The sequence below is a fragment of the Streptomyces sp. enrichment culture genome (genome assembly GCF_964273255.1).
Classification (GTDB): Bacteria; Actinomycetota; Actinomycetes; order Streptomycetales; family Streptomycetaceae; genus Streptomyces.
This window is the reverse complement of the sequence record NZ_OZ186835.1, coordinates 3,768,375-3,788,198: the sequence shown is the minus strand read 5'-3', so window position 1 is coordinate 3,788,198 and position 19,824 is coordinate 3,768,375. Positions and strand designations below refer to the sequence as shown.

Below are 19,824 nucleotides of genomic sequence, written 5' to 3'. Positions count from 1 at the left end.
CGTCCGGACGCCCGGACGCCGCGCGGCGGGCACCGGCGGGGACCCGGACCGGAGGGGACGCGTCTGCATGATCGAGTGGGTGACGCTGCACACCGGGCCGCGACCGGTTCCCCGGCCGGTGGCGACCCCACTGGTCTGGGCGGGGGCCTTCGCCGGCGCGCCGCTGCTCGTGGCACTGGTGAACACGCTGTCCGGCCCCCACGGCCCCGGCCCCGCCCTGGCTGCCCTGTCCCTGCTCGCCGCGGTCCTCGGCGGGTGCGCCCGGTTCGCCGCCGCACCGGGCACGGCGCTGCTGTGCTGGCTGTTCCTCAACGGCTTCGCCATACCGCCCGCGGGCACCCTCAGCTGGACCGGCCCGCGCGACACCGCCTGGCTGGGCTGTCTCCTGGGCGCCGCCCTGATTGGCACCACCGTCTCCCGGCTCGCCCACGCCCGCGCGGCGTACCACCGCCTGACGACCACGGCCCCGACCGCGGCTCCGACCACCTGGGACGAGCCGGGCGACGGACGGCTCCACTGACGCACCCGGGGCCCGGACCCGGGACGCGCGGGCACGGCCGGCCCGGCCCACCGGCGGCAGCCTCGAACGACCGCCTGCGGGCGACCGACCCGCCGTCGGGCGACCGACCCGCCGTCGGGCGGCCGGCCCGGCTCCGGGACGCGCCCACGGGCGCCCGGCCGCGCGCCTCCCGGGACGCTCCCGGCGTCCGGGACGCAGATGCGGCCCCGCCACCCGTTCGGCCCACCCCCTGTGGTCGCCGGCGCCGTCCGGGCCGAGGGTCGAAGGGGCCGACGGGTGGTGACCGCACCACCGCCCACGAGAAACGGGGGTGCGTTCCATGTCCGCACAGCCACACTCCGGTCCGCCCGAGGGCGGCTACCGCCCGGTGTCCCCGGACGGGGCCGCCTGGGCGGCCGGGGGCGCGACGTTCGCCGGGGTCCTGCTCCTGCTGAACGGCGTCCTGGCCATGTTCCAGGGCATCGCCGCCATCGTCGAGGACGACGTCTACGCCCGGATCGGCGACTACGTCTACGAGGTCAGCCTCGTCGGCTGGGGCTGGATCCTCCTCGTCCTCGGCGTCGTCGCCGCCGTCGTCGGCTGGGGGATCCTCACCGGCCGCGAGTGGGCCAGGGCCACGGGCATCGCGCTGGCGTCACTGAGCCTGGTCGCGCAGTTCCTGTTCCTGCCGTACGCGCCCGTCTGGTCGGTGATCATGATGGCGATCAACCTCTTCGTCATCTGGTCCCTGGCGAACGCCGTCCCCGGCAGCGCACGGCCGGAGTGACCCGCGCGCCCCGCCGACGACCGTGAGCCCGAGCCCCTCCGCGCCCCCACAAGGCGGACTGCCATGCGGCGCTACCCTCCCATCGCCGACCACGGGCTGGTGGGCGACCTCCAGACCGCGGCGCTGATCTCCTCCGACGGCGTCGTCGACTGGTGGTGCACCCCCCGCTTCGACTCGCCCAGCCTCTTCGCCGCCCTGCTCGACCACGACCGCGGCGGCCACTTCGCCGTCACCGTCGACGGCCCGGACGTGACCACCCGACAGCTGTACCTGGCCGACACGGCCGTCCTCGTCACCCGCTTCCTCACCCCGGACGGGGTCGGTGAGGTCGTCGACTTCATGCCCGTCGAGCAGCCGGAGACCGCGACGGACCGCCACCGCCTGATCCGCGTCCTGCGGGTGACGCGCGGCCGGGTGCGCTTCCGCCTCACCTGCCGCCCCCGCTTCGACTACGCCCGCGCCCCGCACCGCCTCCACCTGCGTCCCGGCTCGGCGAGCGCGCACTTCGCCGGCCCCGGAACCGACGCCCATCTCCAGTGCCTCGGCCCCGTCACCCTGGAGCGCGACGGCGACAGCGACGACGGCGACGTCCGGGCCACCGTGGACCTGGCCCAGGGCGAACGGGCCGCCGCCCTCCTCACCGTCTGCGCCGCGGGATCGGCGGCCCCCGCCCCGCCCACCCCGGAGTCCGTGCGCGCCGACTTCGACGCCACCTGGGCCTTCTGGCACCGCTGGATCCGCCGCAGCCGCTACCGGGGCCGCTGGCAGGAGACCGTCAACCGCTCGGCCATCACCCTCAAACTCCTCACCTACGCCCCCACCGGGGCCCCGGTCGCCGCGGCCACCGCCGGCCTGCCCGAACAGCTCGGCGGCGAACGGAACTGGGACTACCGGTACACCTGGGTGCGCGACGCCTCCCTGTCCGTGCACGCCCTGCTCGGCCTCGGCTTCACCGAGGAGGCCCGCGCCTTCCGCGGCTGGCTCGGCGACCGCCTCACCCAGGACCACACCGTCACCGGTGAGCCCCTGCAGATCATGTACCGGGTCGACGGGGACCCCCACCTCACCGAGGAGACCCTGGACCACCTGGAGGGCTACCGCGGCTCGGCCCCCGTCCGCATCGGCAACGGTGCCGCGGGCCAGCTCCAGCTCGACATCTACGGCGAGGCCGTGCACGCCCTCTCCCACACCCGGGACCCGGTCCACCGGGCGGGCTACGACGGCTGGCTCGCGCTGTCCGGCGTCCTGGACTGGCTCACCGGCCACTGGGACCGCCCCGACGAAGGCATCTGGGAGACCCGCGGCGGGCGGCGGGACTTCACCTACAGCCGCGTGATGTGCTGGGCCGCCTTCGACCGCGGCATCCGGCTCGCCCGCGACCTCGCCCGGCCCGCCGACCTCGACGCCTGGACGACGGCCCGGGACGCCGTCTTCCGCCAGATCATGGAGCGCGGCTGGAGCCCGACGCGGCGGGCGTTCGTCCAGCACTACGACACCGACGTCCTCGACGCCTCTCTGCTGCTGATGCCCGCCGTCGGCTTCGTCGCCCCGCGCGACCCGCGCTGGCTGTCCACCCTCGACGCCATGGAGGCCGAACTCGTCTCCGACAGCCTCGTCTACCGCTACGACCCCGCCGCCTCCCCCGACGGCCTGCGCGGCAACGAGGGCACCTTCTCGCTGTGCAGCTTCCTCTACGTCGACGCCCTGGCCCGCGCGGGCCGCCCCGGCCAGGCCCGGTACGCCTTCGACAAGATGCTCACCTACGCCAACCACGTCGGCCTCTTCGCCGAGGAGATCGGCCCCACGGGAGAACAACTGGGCAACTTCCCCCAGGCGTTCACCCACCTCGCCCTCATCACCGCCGCCCTGGCCCTCGACGAGGAACTGGACCGGGCGGAGTCGTGAACCCCGCCGGGCGCCGGGACCCGGCCCGGGGCCAGGGGGCGGCGGGCACACCCCCCGGGCGGCGCGCTCAACCGTGGGCGCGCGCCGTGAGATACGGATCCCGGCGCAGCACCTCACGACTGCCGAGCAAGGTGCCCGCGGCCAGCCCGACAGCGGGGAGCATCAGCGCCGCCCCGGCCCACAACGGCCCCGGCAGGGCGTCCGCCACCGAGATCGGCAGCCCGAGCACCCCGCTCAGCGGACCGGCCAGGGCCACCGAGAGAGCCGTACCGGCGAACGCGCCGGCCACCCCGGCCACCCCACCGGACAGCAGTGCCTCGCCCAGCAGGATCCGCCGCAGCTCCGGCCGGCCGGTCCCCAGGATCCGCAGCACGGCGAACTGCCCGAGCCGGGCCCGCGCACTGTCCGCGGCCCGGACGGCGCCGAGTCCCAGGGCGGCCAGGGCCAGCACCAGCACCCCGGCGCGCACGGCGAGGTCCGCCACCCCGAACAGCCCGGGCAGCCTGCGCACCCGGTCCGACACCGGGGAGGCCGAGAACCCCTCGGCGCGCAGGGCTGCGGCGACCGCCGCCACCCGGTCCTGGTGCTCGGCCACCACGACGGCCGAACGGGCCCCCTCCTTCGCCCGGTAGGCGTCGACGTCCAGTCCGGCCCGAGCGGCGGCCAGCAGGGCGGCGGTGTCCTCCGACAGGTAGGCGACGTCCGGACCGTCGACCTGCCACGCCGGGTCGTACAGGGCGGCGACCCTCAGTCGGATCACGGCGGTGGTGCCGGACCCGTCCCCGGTCGCCCTGGTGTGCCCGAAGGCGACGGTCCGCCCGAGCAGCGGGCCGAAGTCGGTTCCCTGGGCCCGGGCCGGGAGCACGACGTCCCGCGGCCCGAGCACCGCGGGCACGGTCCCCGCGGTGACCGGCACGTCGTCGCCGGGAGTGAGCGTGCGGCTGGTCAGGTCGTACGTCCCCTCCTCCTCGGCGTAGAGCGCGGCGGGGTAGTCGGCGACCACCTGCCGGACGCCCGCCACGTCCCCGGCCTCCCGCAACGCGGCGGTGGTCAGCGGCCGGACCGAGGCGTCGTCCTCGAAGGAGGAGAGTTCGATCTGCGTCAGACCGCCCGACCCCAGCACGTCCCGCTCGACGGCGTCCGACGCACCGCCCGCCACCCCCGCGGCCAGGGTCAGCAGCGCGGCGACCACGGTGAGCGCCGGCACCACGCGGCGCAGCGACCGGCCGTCACGCCGCCAGGTGTGAAGACTCCACCGGCTCACGCGAGTTCCCCCTCCCGGGCACCGGCGTCCGACAGCACACCGCCGTCGAGCACGTACCGCCGGTCGCAGGACCCGGTGACGGCCGCGTCATGCGTCACCACGACCACGGCGGCACCCCCCTCCGCGCACGAACGCAGGGCTCCGAGCACGGCGTTCGCGGCCGCCGGGTCGAGCCCGGACGTCGGCTCGTCCGCGAGCACCAGCACCGGCTGCTTCACCGCGGCCCGGGCGACGGCGACGCGCTGCCGCTGCCCGCCGGACAGCTCGGTGACCGGTGAGTCGGCCAGCTCCCCCATGCCGAGCCCGCCGAGCAGGTTCCGGGCCACGTCACGGTGCCGGGCCAGCCGGGGCCCGAAGGCGGCGGCGACGTTCTCCCAGGCGTTCAGGAACGGCAGCAGTCCCAGGTCCTGCAGCACGATCCCGATCGACCGCCGCCGCAGCAGGTCCCGCTCCCCGGCCGACAGCGCCCGGGTGTCGGTACCGCCGATGTGCAGGGTCCCGCCGTCCGGGGAGAGGATCAGACCGAGGACGGCGAGCAGCGTGCTCTTGCCCGACCCCGAGGGCCCCTCGACGGCGGACACGCTCCCCGCCCCGAGCACGAGGCCGGCACGCCGCAGCCCTCCCCCGGACGGGTAGGAGAAGGCCAGCCCTTCGGCCACGACGGCGGGGGGAGACGCGGTTTTCATGGGGTGGGTGTCCATGGGGTGGTGTTCTCTCCCGTGCTCATGGCGCGCCTCAAGAGCCCGGCCGGCCTGCGATAAGCCGAAAGCTATAGGTCCCCGTCAATCGGGTGCATGGCTGAAAGTCGCACATGCGCAGGCGTGCAAAAAGCATTGGCCACGAGCCACCACGTCACCCGGCTCCGGCCGCTTCGGCACCTTTCCGTCCTTCCGACGGCCCCTTCCAGCCACCCGAGGACCCACCGCATTCACCCCTGCGCGCGACGCTGCGCTGCGCCGAACGTGACGACCGGGCCGGAGCAGTTGCTCTGGGGAGGGGCGGGACTCCGCGGACTAGTATGAAAGTTGGTGCGGCAGCGCACCCGGTATCCGAGGTCGACCACGGGGGGCGACAGAACCATGGCCGTGCCGGCCCTCGCCGGACTGGCGCAGGCAGCGCACCCGGACGCCCCCGCTGACACCTCGGCAGGTGAGGGATCGTGAACCGCCGACTCCTCGGTGCCGTCGGCGCCGTCGCTCTCCTTGTCACCGCCTGCTCCGGCGACAAGCCGGGACACAACTATTCCCTGCCGCGACAGATGTGCGGGATCAGGACCGACGCGTCCGACCTCAAGCCGCTGCTCCCCGAAGGGAAGAGCGCCAGGTACTCGGAGAACCGGACCAACGACTACCGCTATCACCTCTGCCGGGTGATCGTCGACGATGAGGCCGCGCTCAAGCTGCAGATCCTGCGGGACGTCGGGTACAGCGCCGAGACGGAGGAGGCCGCGCACGCCGATCACAAGAATTACCGCCGCATCTCGTTGGACGGCGACGTCGAGGTGACCAGCGCGGGCGTGGCGGACGACGGCGGGGAAGTGTGGCTGGAGTGCCGGCCGCTGCCGGGTCATCCACAGGAGTTGATGGCCGAGCGGCCGTTCACGCATCTGGTGCTCAGCGTCCATCTCCTGAGCGAGGTCGAGGGCAAGGACGCCCTGGCCCGACGCCACGCCGGCATCGAGGCGTTCATGCGGTCCTACCTCCCGGGCCTGCGCAAGACGTGGTGCGCGCCCGAAGACTGACCGACTCCGCCGGATCGCGGGTGGCCCGGGGAACGGTGACCGCAGGGGAGGACGGTGAGCGTTCTGCGCGAGGGCGAGCGACGACGGTGCGGGCCCGGCGGCCGCCCCGCACCAAGCGGTCCGCGCAATCCGAGCCCTGTATCCGGCATTCCCCACCCCGTGGGCGTCACATCTGTGCGTCGGCCCTTGGGAACGGCGGCCCGGGTGCGACGGGGCCATTCCCGTCGCGACAGCGCCCCGGACGCGCCGCAGCGCCCGACCGGAATCCGGCCGGGCGCTGCGTAGCAGGTCAGAGGGTGTGTGCCTTCACCCCGTGCCGGTAGGCCCTGTGGGACTCGAACCCACAACCAATGGATTAAAAGTCCACTGCTCTGCCAATTGAGCTAAGGGCCCTTGGCGATGTTGCCTCCCCGAGCATAGCGGGACGTGACCGCCTCTCCGATCGGGTATTGCCCCCGGCGGGGCGTGAGATGTGCCGCGGGAAAGCGTGAGGGCCCGCGCGACCGAAGTCGTGCGGGCCCTCACGGCGTTCAGCCCGGGCGGGGCGGGTCAGCCGTTGCGCTTCCAGCGCGGCTTGTCCTCTCGGCGGCCGAAGCTGCCGCCGCTGCGGTGGTCGTCACGACGGCCGTGGGGGCGGTCGTGGCCGCTGGAGCGGTAACCGGGGCGGTCGCCCTGGCGGTCGCGGTTGAAGGGGCGGTCGCTGCCGCGGTGGCCGCCACGGTCGTCACGGCGGAAGCCGCCACGGTCGCCGCGGTCACGGTCGCGGTCACGGTTGAAGCCGCCGCGGTCGTCACGGCGCTCGAAGGAACGGCCACCGCGGTCACGGTCACGGTCGAAGGACCGGGCGGGGCGGTCGTCGCGGCGGAAGCCGCCGCGCTCGCCTCGGTCGCCCCGGTCGCCCCGGTCGTCACGGCGGAAGCCGCCACGGTCGCCGTCCCGGCGGTCGTAGGAACGGCCGCCGCGGTCACCGCGGTCGCCCCGGTCGTCGCGGCGGAAGCCGCCACGGTCGCCCCGGTCACGGTCGCGGTCACGGTCACGGTTGAAGCCACCGCGGTCGTCGCGACGGTCGTAGGAACGGCCGCCCCGGTCACCACGGTCACCCCGGTCGTCACGGCGGAAGCCGCCACGGTCGCCGTCCCGGCGGTCGTCACGGCGCTCGCGCCGCTCGTACGGGGCCGACTGCTCGGTGCGTTCGGCCCGCTCGACGTCGCGTGCGGTCGGCTGCTCGGGCAGCACCACCTCGGCGGCCTCGGCCTCGGCCTGGGCGGCGGCCTCGGCCACCGCGGCGGCCGGGTCCTCGCCCCGCTCCCGGGCGGCCCGGGCGAGCAGTCGGTCGGACTCCTCGCGCAGCTCGGTGGCACGGCGCTGGGCCCGCTCCAGCTCCTTGGTGAGCTGCGCGACCTCGCGCTCGGCCTGCTGGGCCGCGTTGCCGGCGGACTCCGCCTGCACCTCGGTCATGGACCGGGCGCCGGTGATCTCGGCGACGTCGGGGTCGAAGGCGGCGCCGCCCTGGATGATGTGGCGCGTGGCGTCGACGCCCGCGTCCTCCATCAGCCGGAAGATCTGGCGTCGCTGGTGCGGCAGGGAGAGGGAGACGACGGTGCCGGTCCGGCCCGCACGCGCGGTGCGGCCCGCACGGTGCAGGTAGTCCTTGTGGTCGCCGGCCGGGTCGACGTTGAGGACGAGGTCGATGCCGTCGACGTGGATGCCGCGGGCCGCGACGTCCGTGGCCACCAGGACGTTGACGTAGCCGTCCTTGAAGTCGGCCAGGGTCCGGGTCCGCGCGCCCTGCGTCATGCCGCCGTGCAGGGCGTCCGCCTTCACTCCCGCCTCACGCAGCTGGTCGGCGACGCGGTCGGCGCCGAGCTGGGTGCGGACGAAGATGATGGTGCGGCCCTTGCGGGAGGCGATGGCCGCGGTGACCGGCGCCTTGTCCTTGGGCTTCACGACGAGGATGTGGTGCGACATGGTCGTCACCGCGCCCTGCGCCGCGTCGACCTCGTGGGACACCGGGTCCTTGAGGTAGCGGTCGACGAGGGTCTTGATCTCGTTCTCCATGGTCGCGGAGAACAGCATCCGCTGGCCGCCCGCCGGCACCTGGTCGAGGAGTTCGGTCACCTCGGGCAGGAAGCCCAGGTCGGACATCTGGTCGGCCTCGTCGAGGACGGCGATCTGCACGTTCTCCAGGGAGCACGCACCGCGGTTGATGATGTCGCGCAGGCGGCCCGGGGTGGCGACCAGGATGTCGACGCCGCGTTCCAGGGCGTAGATCTGGTTGCCCATGCTGGTGCCGCCGCAGACGACCTTCATGCGCAGGTTGAGCACGTCGCCGTAGGGCTGGAGCGCGTCGGCGACCTGCATCGCCAGTTCACGCGTCGGCGTCAGGATGACGGCCCGCGGCTTGTGCTTCTCGGTGCGGCCGCCGGCCAGCGTGGCCAGGGTCGGCAGTCCGAAGGAGAGGGTCTTGCCGGAGCCGGTGCGGCCCCGGCCGAGGATGTCCTTGCCGGCCAGGGCGTCCGGGATGGTCGCGGCCTGGATGGGGAAGGGGCTGGTCACGCCGTTCTGCGCGAGCTTGCGCACGACGCCCTCGGGGAGACCGAGGTCGGCGAAGGTGATCTCGGGCGCCTCGTCGGCGGTGACGTCGGTGCCGGTGACCGCGTCGGTGTCGGTGTCCTCGATGGTCGCGAGGGTGTCGAGGTCCTCGATGCTCTCGGGGTTCTCGGGCACGACGACGTGATCAGTACTGGCGATGGGCATACGAATGCGAAACCTTCCGGAGTCTCTTCGGCACGCGCCCGTCAACTCCGTGATTCGCTGCTTCGCAAATTACGACCGCCTCGATGCGGTCCACCACGGCAAAGGAGAGTACGCGCCACACGGCGCGCTCTGCGATGGCGCCGGGCAAATAGGATCAAACGATCTGCCACCATACGCACCCGGCCCCCCTGAAAGCAAACCGCTACCTCCCTGCGGAAAGGAACCGCAGGTCAGGCCGTCAACCTGACGGGTGCCCGGATCCCTCGTACGGGGCGGCGCCGCCTCCATGTCCCTCGGCAGGCCGCGCCATGCCATGCCATGTCACCATCCCCGTCCCGCCTCGCCCGCCTCGCCCGTCTCGGTCTGACTCGCCGCCCCCGGCGCCGCGGCCGTCCCCGCTGACGCCGTCCCGCTACGCCGGAGCCCCCGCCCGCGGTGCCGGTTCCCGCTGCTCCAGCTGGGTGTCCGGCGGCTCGTGCGCCGACGAGGAGGGCTCCGCGGCCGTCGGCTCCGGCGGCTGGGACGGCTCGGGCGGCGGGGCGGTCGGCTGCGGGTCCGGGGTGCGGGTCGGCGCGGGCTGCGCGGGGCCGTCCGGAGTGGGCCGCACGGGGCCGGCGTCCCCGGGCCCCGGCCGGCTCGCCGACGCCGACGGCGAGGCGTCGGCGTCGGGGGACTCACCGTCCTTGCCCTTCTTGTCCTTGCCCTTGCCCCTTGCGTCCTCGCCTCCCGGGCGGACCCGGTCGGCCGACGCCGCGCCGTGCCCGGCGGGGCCGCCGCCCGAGACCGCACGCCCCTCACCCGGCGCGTCGTCGCCCCGCTGCCCGGCAGGCCGGGACGGACCGGCATTCCCGTCGGCACCGTCGGCGCCGACACTCATGCAGCCGGCGGCAGCGGCGACGGCGACCAGCGTGGCGGCCAGACGGGCGGGTACGTACAAGCGGCGCACGGGGCCACCTCCGTGGGGAGTACTGGGTCGACAGGCCCAACTCCCGGCACCCGCAAGAGGACACGCGCGGGGCGCACCAGTGACCTATCCGTAGCCGAGGGCGTGCAGCCGGGCGTCGTCGATCCCGAAGTGGTGCGCGATCTCGTGCACCACGGTGATCTCCGCCTCGGCGACCACGTCCTCCCGGGACTCGCACATCCGCAGCGTCGGCATCCGGTAGATGGTGATGCGGTCCGGCAGCACTCCGGCGTACCACTCACCGCGCTCGGTGAGCGGGGTCCCCTCGTACAGGCCGAGCAGCTCCGGATCGTCCGCCGGGGGCTCGTCCTCGACGAACACCGCCACGTTGTCCATCAGCCGCGTCAACTCCGGCGGGATCCGGTCCAGCGCCTCGGCGACCAGCTCCTCGAACTCCTCGCGTGTCATCTCCAGCACACCGCCATTGTCGTCCACGACCCGTCCGTACGAGTCACATCCGCACCTCGCATATCCGCCGGCCGACATGGGCATACGGGATCAATGGCCCGCGTTCCCGCCGCCGTGTCGACCGTGCTCCGCCGCGTCCGGAGCGCGCCGCGCTCCCTCCTCCGCCGTGCCCGCCGCCCCCGCTCCGCGGCCGCGGTGGAGCTCGCCCCCCGCCGCCGCCCCTGGGCGCGGGCCCTGGGGCTCGTGGCCGTGGTACTGGTCGGCGCCTGGCTCGGGCTCCTCGTGGTGGGCAATGTGCGGGTGCCCGTCGGGCCCATGGACACGACCATGACCCTGCGCCCCTCCTTCACCGGCGGCACGAAGATCAATGTCTCGCCGCTCGGCGCGCTGCAGCTCGACAGCCACACCGCTCCCGTGCGCCTGGACGTCAACGTGGACCAGCTGGACCCGGAGCGCGCCCAGGCCCTCGTCGACCACCCCGAGCGCATCTCCGGGCTCCAGGACGAGGTCACCCGGGACGTCAGCACCGGCACGGCCGACCTCGCCGTGCGCTCTTGCATCGCCGTGGTGACCGGCGCCACCGCCCTGGGCCTCATCGTCTACCGCCGTCCGCGCCGGGCCCTAGCCGCGGGAGGGCTGGCCTTCGCCCTGCTGGCAGCCTCCGGCGGGACCGCCTACGCCACCTGGAACCCGGACTCCGTCCTGGAGCCGCGGTTCTCCGGCCTGCTGTCGTCCGCCCCGTCGCTCGTCGGCGACGCGCGCAGCATCGTCACCGAGTTCGACGTCTACCAGCAGGAGCTGGCCCGTCTGGTCACCAACGTGACCAAGCTCTACGACGCCACGTCCACCCTGCCCACCTACCAGCCGGACCCGACCACCATCCGGGTGCTGCACGTCTCCGACATCCACCTCAACCCGGCGAGCTGGGCGATCATCGGCTCGCTGGTGAAGCAGTACCAGGTGGACGTCATCGTCGACACCGGCGACACCATGGACCACGGCACCGCCGCCGAGAACGGCTTCCTCGACCCCGTCCAGGACCTCGGCGCCCCCTACGTCTGGGTCCGCGGCAACCACGACTCCCGGGTCACCCAGCGCTACCTGGAGGATCTGAAGAACGTGCACGTCCTGGACGACGGCCGGGCCGAGTCCATCGCGGGACTGCGCTTCGCCGGCATCGGCGACCCGCAGTTCACCCCCGACCGTTCCCAGGCCAAGGGCGCCGAGGAGTCCCAGGAGCTGGCCGGGGCCCGTCTCGCCTCCGCCCTGCGCGACCAGACGGCGGCCGGGACGCCGGTGGACGTGGCCCTCGTCCACGAGCCGTCCGCCGCACGCGAGGTGGACGGCACCGTGCCGCTGGTCCTCGCCGGCCACTACCACCGCCAGGACATGGAGGTCATGGAGTACGGCACCCGGCTGCGGATCGAGGGCTCGACCGGCGGCAGCGGGCTGCGCGCCGTCGAGGGCGAGCACCCCGACCCCATCGAGACGTCGATCCTCTACTTCGACCGCGACACCCGCCGGCTGCAGGCGTGGGACTCCATCAAGCTGGGCGGGCTCGGTCTGACGACGGCCGAGGTGAGCCGCCATCTGCCCGAGGAGAACCAGCCCGGCGCGGACTCCCCCTCGCCGTCGGTCTCCCCGTCGTCCTCCGCCTCCTCCCCGGGTGCCTCCTCCCCCTCGCCGTCCCCTGCTCCGTCGCCGTCGGGGTCGCGTCCCTCCCCGCCCGCGACCCGCCCGACGGCCACCCCGTAAACCGTTTTGGCGATAGGTCCCGCCATCCCATATGCTTCTCACGTCCCCGACGCGCTGAGAAGCGCCCAGGCGGGCCGATAGCCCTCATCGTCTAGCGGCCTAGGACGCCGCCCTTTCAAGGCGGTAGCACGGGTTCGAATCCCGTTGGGGGCACGCACCACCCTGTGCGACACTGTCGTACGACACGCTTGGTCCTGTGGAGCAGTTTGGAGTGCTCGCCACCCTGTCAAGGTGGAGGCCGCGGGTTCAAATCCCGTCAGGACCGCTGGTGTTTCACGTGAAACATCGCGGCTGGGTAGCTCAGTTGGTACGAGCGTCCGCCTGAAAAGCGGAAGGTCGCCGGTTCGACCCCGGCCCCAGCCACAGCAAAGGCCCCGATCACCGATCGGGGCCTTGTTGCGTCCCCCGGGTCCTGCGGCCCGGCTCCCCGGCAAAACCGTTGGCCGCGTATTTCCGCGGGATGAGATCCTGGAATCGGTATGTCTACGCACCCTGCCCCCGCTCTCGGTTCCCTCGCCTCCCGCCTCGCCGACCTGTCGCTGCGCGACGCGCACCGGCTCGGCCGGCGGCTGGAGGGCGCCCGCAAGATCCGCAAGCCCGAGGCCCGTGTCGCCGTGCTCGCGGAGATCGAGACGGAGGTCACCGGGGCCGAGGAGCGCATGGCCGCACGCCGCTCGCGCGTGCCCGAGGTGCGGTATCCGGAGCAGCTGCCGGTCAGCCAGAAGAAGGACGAGATCGCCGAGGCGATCCGCGATCACCAGGTGGTGATCGTCGCGGGCGAGACGGGGTCCGGCAAGACCACGCAGATCCCGAAGATCTGCCTGGAACTGGGCCGCGGCGTACGGGGCATGATCGGGCACACCCAGCCCCGGCGGATCGCCGCCCGCACGGTGGCCGAGCGGGTGGCCGAGGAGCTCGAATCGCCGCTCGGGGAAGCCGTCGGCTGGAAGGTCCGGTTCACCGATCAGGTGAACCCCGAGGCCACGTTCATCAAGCTGATGACCGACGGCATCCTGCTCGCGGAGATCCAGACCGACCGCGAGCTGCGCGCCTACGACACGATCATCATCGACGAGGCGCACGAGCGGTCCCTGAACATCGACTTCCTGCTCGGCTACCTCGCGCAGCTGCTGCCCAAGCGCCCGGACCTCAAGGTCGTCATCACCTCGGCGACCATCGACCCGGAGCGTTTCTCCCGGCACTTCGGCGACGCCCCCATCGTCGAGGTCAGCGGCCGGACGTACCCGGTGGAGGTGCGCTACCGTCCGCTGCTGGAGGAGGACTCCGAGGACGCGGACCGCGACCAGATCACGGCGATCACGGACGCGGTCGAGGAGCTGATGACCGAAGGGCCCGGGGACATCCTGGTCTTCCTCTCCGGCGAACGCGAGATCCGCGACACCGCCGACGCCCTGACGAAGAAGCGGTACCGCTCGACCGAAGTGCTGCCCCTGTACGCGCGGCTCTCCCATGCCGAGCAGCACCGCGTGTTCCAGCAGCACAGCGGCCGCAGGATCGTTCTGGCCACCAACGTGGCCGAGACGTCCCTGACCGTGCCGGGCATCAAGTACGTCATCGACCCGGGCTTCGCCCGCATCTCCCGCTACAGCCACCGCACCAAGGTGCAGCGGCTGCCCATCGAACCCGTCTCGCAGGCCAGCGCCAACCAGCGCAAGGGCCGCTGCGGCCGTACGTCGGACGGCATCTGCATCCGGCTGTACAGCGAGGACGACTTCCTGTCCCGTCCGGAGTTCACGGACGCGGAGATCCTCCGCACCAACCTGGCCTCGGTCATCCTGCAGATGACCGCGGCCGGACTCGGCGACATCGAGAAGTTCCCCTTCATCGACCCGCCCGACCACCGCAACATCCGCGACGGTGTGCAGCTGCTCCAGGAACTGGGCGCGCTGGACGCCTCGCAGAAGGACCCGCGCAAGCGGCTCACGCAGACCGGCCGCAAGCTGGCCCAGCTGCCGGTGGACCCGCGGCTGGCGCGCATGGTGCTGGAGGCCGACCGCAACGGCTGCGTCCGCGAGGTCATGGTGATCGCCGCCGCCCTGTCCATCCAGGACCCGCGCGAGCGCCCGGCCGACAAGCAGACCCAGGCCGACCAGCAGCACGCCCGCTTCCGCGACGAGACCAGCGACTTCCTCGCCTACCTGAACCTGTGGCGCTACGTGCGCGAGCAGCAGAAGGAGCGGGGCTCCTCCTCGTTCCGCCGCATGTGCAAGCAGGAGTTCCTCAACTTCCTGCGCATCCGCGAGTGGCAGGACATCTACACCCAGCTGCGCACGGTCGCCAAGCAGATGGGCATCCACCTCAACGACCAGGACGCCCCCGCCGACCGCATCCACGTCTCCCTGCTGGCCGGGCTGCTGTCCCACATCGGCATGAAGGACGTCAAGGAGTCCAAGGACTCCGCCCCGGCCGGCCGCAAGGACGGCGGGCGCGGCGAGTACATCGGCGCCCGCAACGCCAAGTTCGCGATCTTCCCCGGCTCCGCCCTGTTCAAGAAGCCGCCGCGGTTCGTGATGTCGGCGGAGCTGGTCGAGACGTCCCGGCTGTGGGCGCGGGTCAACGCGAAGATCGAGCCGGAGTGGGTGGAACCGCTCGCGGAGCACCTGCTCAAGCGCACCTACAGCGAGCCGCACTGGGAGAAGGACCAGGCGGCGGTGATGGCCTACGAGAAGGTCACCCTGTACGGCGTGCCGATCGTGGCGCACCGCAAGGTGAACTACGGCCGGATCGATCCCGAGGTCTCCCGCGAGCTGTTCATCCGCCACGCCCTGGTGGAGGGCGACTGGCGCACGCACCACAAGTTCTTCGCCGACAACCGCCGGCTGCTCACCGAGGTGGAGGAACTGGAGCACCGGGCCCGGCGACGGGACATCCTGGTGGACGACGAGACGCTGTTCGACTTCTACGAGCAGCGGATCCCCGAACACGTCGTCTCCGGCGCCCACTTCGACTCCTGGTGGAAGCGCAAGCGGCACGAGCAGCCCGATTACCTGGACTTCGAGCGGGAGATGCTCATCCGGGAGTCGGCTCAGGCCGTCACCAAGGCCGACTACCCCGACACCTGGCGGCAGGGTCCGCTGAAGTTCCGGGTGACGTACCAGTTCGAGCCCGGCGCCGACGCCGACGGCGTGACCGTGCACATCCCGCTCCAGGTGCTGAACCAGGTCACCGACGAGGGCTTCGACTGGCAGATCCCCGGCCTGCGCGAACAGGTCGTCACGGAGCTGATCCGCTCCCTGCCCAAGCCGGTGCGCCGGCACTACGTCCCGGCGCCCAACTACGCCAAGGCGTTCCTGGAGCGGGCGGTCCCGCTCCAGGAGCCGCTGACCGTGACGATGGCCCGCGAGCTGAAGCGCATGGTGGGTGTCCCCTTCGACGCGGAGGACTTCGACTGGTCGCGGGTCCCCGACCACCTGCGGATCACCTTCCGGATCGTCGACGAACGGCGGCGCACGCTCGCCGAGGACAAGGACCTGGAGGCGTTGCGGCTGCGGCTGAAGCCGCGCGCCCGCAAGGCGTTGAGCCGCGCCGCCGCGGCCACCGCCGAGCGCAGCGGCGGCGAGTCGCTGGAACGCTCGGGGCTCACCGACTGGACCCTCGGCACGCTCACCCGGGTCTTCGAGACCCGCCGGGCCGGCCAGCCCGTCAAGGCCTACCCGGCGCTGGTGGACGACGGCGACACCGTGTCGGTGCGGCTGTTCGACACCGAGGCCGAGCAGCAGGAGGCGATGTGGAAGGGCACCCGCCGCCTCATCCTGCGGAACATCCCGGTCAACCCCGCGAAGTTCGCATCCGAAAAGCTGACGAACCAGCAGAAGCTGGCGCTGTCCGCGAATCCGCACGGTTCGATGCAGGCGCTGTTCGACGACTGCGCCATGGCGGCGGCCGACCGGCTGATCGCCGACTTCGGCGGACCGGTGTGGGACGAAGAGTCGTACCGCAAGCTGTTCGACCGGGTGCGCGCCGAGATCGTGGACACCACCGTCCGGGCGGTGGGGCAGGTGCAGCAGGTGCTCGCCGCCTGGCAGGCGTGCGAGCGACGGCTGAAGGCGGTCCGCAGCCCGGCGCTCCTGGCGAACCTGCGGGATGTCCGGGAGCAGTTGGATGCGCTGGTGGGGCCGGGCTTCGTGACGGCCGCCGGACTGCGCAGGCTGCCGGACCTGATGCGGTATCTGGTGGCCGCCGACCGGCGGCTCCAGCAGATGCCCGCCAACGCCCAGCGGGACACCACCCGCATGGAGAAGGTCCGGGAGATGCAGGACGAGTACGCGTGGCTGCTGGAGCAGATGCCCCAGGGCCGCCCGGTCCCGCAGCAGGTGCGGGACGTCCGGTGGATGATCGAGGAGCTGCGGGTCAGCTACTTCGCGCACGCGCTGGGCACCGCGCACCCCGTCTCGGACAAGCGGATCATCAAGGCGATCGACGCGCTGGCACCGTGACGGTGCGGCCACCCAGGGTGAGTTCGACCAGGCGGCCACCCTCCTGTACAGTCTCTTTTCGCAGCGCACGGCAGTGACCGCGCCGCACATCTGGTCCTGTGGAGCAGTTTGGAGTGCTCGCCACCCTGTCAAGGTGGAGGCCGCGGGTTCAAATCCCGTCAGGACCGCATCACCGAGAAGGCCCGCCCCCGTGAGGGAGCGGGCCTTCCGCATGTCGGGCCCGGGGCCGGCACCCGTCCAGCACGGGCTCCTGGGCGGCGCCCAGCAACTGGTTCCGTCGGGCCCGGCGCGGCAGGCCGGTGGGCCCGGCACCGGTCGGACTCCGGGGCCCAGCACCGGCCGAGCCCCGCCCCGCCGCTCCCCGTCGCACGCCGCCCGGCCGTCCTCCGCACCGGCACGGCACGGGGCCGCTCGTCCCGGAGGGCCCGTGACCGGCGGTCGCCCAGCCGCACGGTCGACCGGCCGGCGGCCGTACGGCTCCACCCCGCACCTCCCGTCCCCGGTGACTTTTCACTCCGGCGGCAGGACGGCGGCTCCGCGCGCCGGGGGGCCGCCACTCCACGGCTTCGCCCCACGGCCCGTCACATGTGCCCGCACGCCGGTCGACCGCCCCCTGCCTGCCCCCTCCGTCCGGGCGACGCCGCTCTGGAAGCCCTCAGGGCCGTCCGGACCCACCGGCGTCGCGTCTCCGGCCACCGGGGCCCTGTGACGGCCCCGTACGGCCCTCAGGGCGTCTTGACGGGACCTCTTTCCCTCGGTAGTCCAGAAGACAGGGACCGCTTTCCCCGCGGCCCTCTGGAGGTGGCGCATGGCGGCTTCGGCGAGGCACGAGACGCGGGCGCTGCTCCGCGCGCACCTGTCGGCCGCGTCGGGGTACCGGCACGTCACCCGCCACTGTCCGATCTGTCATCGCCTGCTGCGGCTGGCGATGGACTCCGCGCCCCGCTCCGCCGGCTCTCCGGCGCGCACCCCGCAGGGGGAACCGGACGCGGCCCGTTCCGCCTCCGCCGAGGCCGAGTTGGCGCCCACCGAACCCAAGGCCCGGCCCCAATAGCGCATATGCCAACAGCTCAACAAGCCGGTCGGTATGTGACGGGTGTCACCGTATGAGTTTTGGGAAGTGTGGCACTTACCCCCGCCCTACAACGAGTCGATTTAATATGTGCAATTGCACTACCCCCGGCACGGTGGCCACGACTCCGCTGCGTCACCGGACGGCAGGTGCTCCCGGCGCCCCGCAGGCCCGCCGACCGCCCGGAGGGGTCCGCCGAGGGCCTGCCGCCGTCCGCTCCGCCCTATGAGCCGCCGGGCCCACGCGCCGTCCCGCACGGGCCCGTTGGGACCTCGCCCGCACCGCACACACTCGCACGGGGACGCACAAAAAAGATCGCGCTGGACCCGGCGGGAGTCCAGCGCGATCGACGACGCACCCGTGTTCAGTTGCCTGGGAAGCCCCTGGAGGCTTGGGCGAGGGGGCTGTTGGGGCAGTCCCCGCGTCGCTTGGAGCTGTGGTTCCGGGCGCTTCGGCAGGTTTGGGGACCAGCCGGATTGCCCAGGTCAATCAGTTGTTCAGGCCTCGCTGCGCTGCTGCGGAATGCCCGCGAGCAGGGCGCGGACCTCGGCTTCGCGGTAGCGGCGGTGCCCGCCGAGCGTGCGGATCGACGTGAGCTTGCCGGCCTTCGCCCAGCGCGTGACCGTCTTCGGGTCGACGCGGAACATGGTGGCGACCTCAGCCGGGGTCAGCAGCGGCTCGGCATCAGGGGTGCGAGCGGTCATGAGCGGCCTCCTCGGGAGAACCGAACCTTCTCGGTTCTTTCCTCTAAATTCTGCACCTTGACCCGCGTTGCCCGAAATGGCGGACGCGAGTCGAGTCGGTTATAGGACGAACGGCTTGTCCTCGGCACTACAACTACACCATCTGTCCAGCCGCGTCGGCCAAACCGATGGAATTGCCCTCCCAGGTGTTCATCAGCCGCGGAAGCCGATGGACCATGCCATAGCGGACAGTCACGCCACTGTGACGATCAGTCACAGGGCGATCAGGAGTCACCAGACCCCCCAAAGCGTGCAATGCTGAGAATCCGCCCATGATGGAGCACAGCAGGACGGAGGAGTCCTCCCCGGACTCCTTGTCCTATTTTGGCATGAGGGTGGGCAACGGGCGCAAGGGTCCCGTACGTGCGGTCCGTCACGCTTGACACGCTTGGGAGTTACGCCCGGATCGGTCTCTACGTCCGTTGTCGGATCCGCGTCGGCGTCCGCCGGACACCGACGACGCGTCACCTCAGGGCGATGACAGAACACCAAGACGGGCGTCAGGTCAAACGTCAGTTCGCGGACCGCAGATCGCGCACCGACCGCCACCGCTCCACCAGCCGCGCGTACGCGGCCCCGGCCCGCTCCCCGTCGCCGCGGCGGAGCGCCGCGATGCCCTCGGCCACGTCCGCGGCCGAGTGGTCCGCCTCCAGCGTCCCCGCCGGCAGGGCGTGCACCAGCCCGCCGTAGTCCAGCTCGACCAGTGACCGGGGGTGGAACTCCTCCAGCCAGCGTCCGATGTCGACCAGTCCGTCGATCAGGGGGCCCTCGTCCACGGCGTCCTTCAGCGCCCGCAGTCCCCGGGCCACCCGCCGCCGGGCCTCCACCATCGGCGTCCGGTACCGCAGCACCGGCGCCTCGTCCGCCGTGCCCTTGGCGTACTCGCGCTCCTCGTCGGAGACCAGGACGAACCAGTTGATCGGCACCTGCCAGGTCGCCGTGCGGATCCAGGGCCGGGCGTCGGGGTGCTCGCTGAGCCACCGCTCGTAGTCACGCACCGCCTGGTGCCGGACCACCGGGGGGATCAGGGCGTCCAGGACCGGCAGCGGGAAGTCCTCGGCGAGCTCGCCCAGGGCCTGCCAGCCGCGCAGCCGGGTGCGCCACGGGCAGACGCGGATCTCGCCGTCCTCCTCGAGCACGAACGCGTCGTCGCTCTCGTGAACGGGAACGGGCACCGGCGGCGTGGGCACCAGGTCGGTCAGCGCCCGGCGGAGCTCGTCCTGGCAGGAGGGGCGGTCGGGGCGGCGGGCGTAGCGGGCCCAGTGGCCGCGTTCCGGCTCCGGGAAGGCGGCCAGCGGTTCGTAGACGCGCAGGTAGGTCGCGTAGGGGACGATCACCGAGGTCACCTTGGGCACGCCTGGTCCCTCCCCCGCGCACTGCGTCGAAAACCTTCGGACACGACACCTCCGCAGCCGGGAATCCCCGGCAAATCGTCGCACGGCGGTACTCCGGTCGGAGGTGATCCTCACCAC

14 protein-coding genes and 5 tRNA genes are annotated in these 19,824 nt (G+C 72.6%); 11 read left to right on the top strand and 8 right to left on the bottom strand.

Annotated elements, in window-relative coordinates:
- The first annotated feature begins 67 nt into the window (after nt 1-67).
- The 3 genes from ACSU53_RS16370 (at nt 68) to ACSU53_RS16360 (ending at nt 3,191) form a co-directional block, all read left to right on the top strand.
- Nucleotides 68-520, top strand: a complete 453-nt coding sequence (locus ACSU53_RS16370; RefSeq protein WP_437028468.1) for a hypothetical protein — start codon at nt 68-70, stop codon at nt 518-520.
- Between the two features lie 319 nt (nt 521-839).
- On the top strand, nt 840-1,286 hold the full coding sequence (locus ACSU53_RS16365) for a DUF7144 family membrane protein (protein ID WP_437028467.1): 447 nt from the start codon (nt 840-842) through the stop codon (nt 1,284-1,286).
- A 63-nt stretch (nt 1,287-1,349) separates the two neighbouring features.
- The gene (locus ACSU53_RS16360) at nt 1,350-3,191 is read left to right on the top strand and encodes a glycoside hydrolase family 15 protein (RefSeq protein ID WP_437028465.1); all 1,842 of its coding nucleotides are present in this window, start codon (nt 1,350-1,352) and stop codon (nt 3,189-3,191) included.
- Between the two features lie 67 nt (nt 3,192-3,258).
- On the opposite strand, the gene ACSU53_RS16355 is transcribed toward ACSU53_RS16360, so the two are convergent.
- A complete protein-coding gene (locus ACSU53_RS16355; RefSeq protein WP_437028463.1) occupies nt 3,259-4,455 on the bottom strand; it encodes an FtsX-like permease family protein in 1,197 nt (398 codons plus the stop codon).
- A complete protein-coding gene (locus ACSU53_RS16350; protein WP_437028461.1) occupies nt 4,452-5,141 on the bottom strand; it encodes an ABC transporter ATP-binding protein in 690 nt (229 codons plus the stop codon). The genes ACSU53_RS16355 and ACSU53_RS16350 overlap by 4 nt, the downstream gene beginning before the upstream one ends.
- 473 nt (nt 5,142-5,614) lie before the next feature.
- Between ACSU53_RS16350 and ACSU53_RS16345 the strand changes: the two genes are divergently transcribed.
- Nucleotides 5,615-6,196, top strand: coding sequence for a hypothetical protein (locus tag ACSU53_RS16345; RefSeq protein ID WP_437028459.1), 582 nt, complete (start codon nt 5,615-5,617; stop codon nt 6,194-6,196).
- 320 nt (nt 6,197-6,516) lie between these two features.
- On the opposite strand, the gene ACSU53_RS16340 is transcribed toward ACSU53_RS16345, so the two are convergent.
- The 4 genes from ACSU53_RS16340 to ACSU53_RS16325 form a co-directional block, all read right to left on the bottom strand.
- Nucleotides 6,517-6,589, bottom strand: a tRNA-Lys gene (locus ACSU53_RS16340).
- Nucleotides 6,590-6,745: 156 nt separating this feature from the next.
- Complete coding sequence (locus tag ACSU53_RS16335; RefSeq protein ID WP_437028457.1) at nt 6,746-8,953, bottom strand: DEAD/DEAH box helicase; 2,208 nt, start codon at nt 8,951-8,953, stop codon at nt 6,746-6,748.
- A gap of 412 nt (nt 8,954-9,365) precedes the next feature.
- Entirely contained in the window at nt 9,366-9,899 is a 534-nt protein-coding gene (locus ACSU53_RS16330) for a hypothetical protein (protein ID WP_437028455.1), read from the bottom strand.
- A gap of 84 nt (nt 9,900-9,983) precedes the next feature.
- Nucleotides 9,984-10,334, bottom strand: coding sequence for a metallopeptidase family protein (locus ACSU53_RS16325; RefSeq protein WP_362093656.1), 351 nt, complete (start codon nt 10,332-10,334; stop codon nt 9,984-9,986).
- 84 nt (nt 10,335-10,418) lie between these two features.
- On the opposite strand from ACSU53_RS16325, the gene ACSU53_RS16320 reads away from it, so the two are divergent.
- The 7 genes from ACSU53_RS16320 (at nt 10,419) to ACSU53_RS16290 (ending at nt 17,591) form a co-directional block, all read left to right on the top strand.
- Nucleotides 10,419-12,080, top strand: coding sequence for a metallophosphoesterase family protein (locus tag ACSU53_RS16320; protein ID WP_437028453.1), 1,662 nt, complete (start codon nt 10,419-10,421; stop codon nt 12,078-12,080).
- A gap of 80 nt (nt 12,081-12,160) precedes the next feature.
- Nucleotides 12,161-12,233: transfer RNA gene (locus ACSU53_RS16315), tRNA-Glu, on the top strand.
- A gap of 37 nt (nt 12,234-12,270) precedes the next feature.
- Nucleotides 12,271-12,345, top strand: a tRNA-Asp gene (locus tag ACSU53_RS16310).
- 24 nt (nt 12,346-12,369) lie between these two features.
- Nucleotides 12,370-12,443 (top strand) — tRNA-Phe (locus tag ACSU53_RS16305).
- Between the two features lie 116 nt (nt 12,444-12,559).
- Nucleotides 12,560-16,537 (top strand): ATP-dependent RNA helicase HrpA, encoded by a 3,978-nt coding sequence (gene hrpA / locus ACSU53_RS16300; protein ID WP_437028452.1) that lies wholly within the window; start codon nt 12,560-12,562, stop codon nt 16,535-16,537.
- A 92-nt stretch (nt 16,538-16,629) separates the two neighbouring features.
- Nucleotides 16,630-16,704 (top strand) — tRNA-Asp (locus ACSU53_RS16295).
- Nucleotides 16,705-17,345: 641 nt separating this feature from the next.
- Nucleotides 17,346-17,591, top strand: a complete 246-nt coding sequence (locus ACSU53_RS16290) for a DUF6274 family protein (RefSeq protein ID WP_437028450.1) — start codon at nt 17,346-17,348, stop codon at nt 17,589-17,591.
- Between the two features lie 515 nt (nt 17,592-18,106).
- On the opposite strand, the gene bldC is transcribed toward ACSU53_RS16290, so the two are convergent.
- Together bldC and ACSU53_RS16280 are read right to left on the bottom strand one after the other, a co-directional pair.
- Nucleotides 18,107-18,313, bottom strand: a complete 207-nt coding sequence (gene bldC / locus ACSU53_RS16285; RefSeq protein ID WP_003949541.1) for a developmental transcriptional regulator BldC — start codon at nt 18,311-18,313, stop codon at nt 18,107-18,109.
- Between the two features lie 551 nt (nt 18,314-18,864).
- Nucleotides 18,865-19,707 (bottom strand): hypothetical protein, encoded by an 843-nt coding sequence (locus tag ACSU53_RS16280; protein ID WP_437028448.1) that lies wholly within the window; start codon nt 19,705-19,707, stop codon nt 18,865-18,867.
- Between the last annotated feature and the right edge of the window lie 117 nt (nt 19,708-19,824).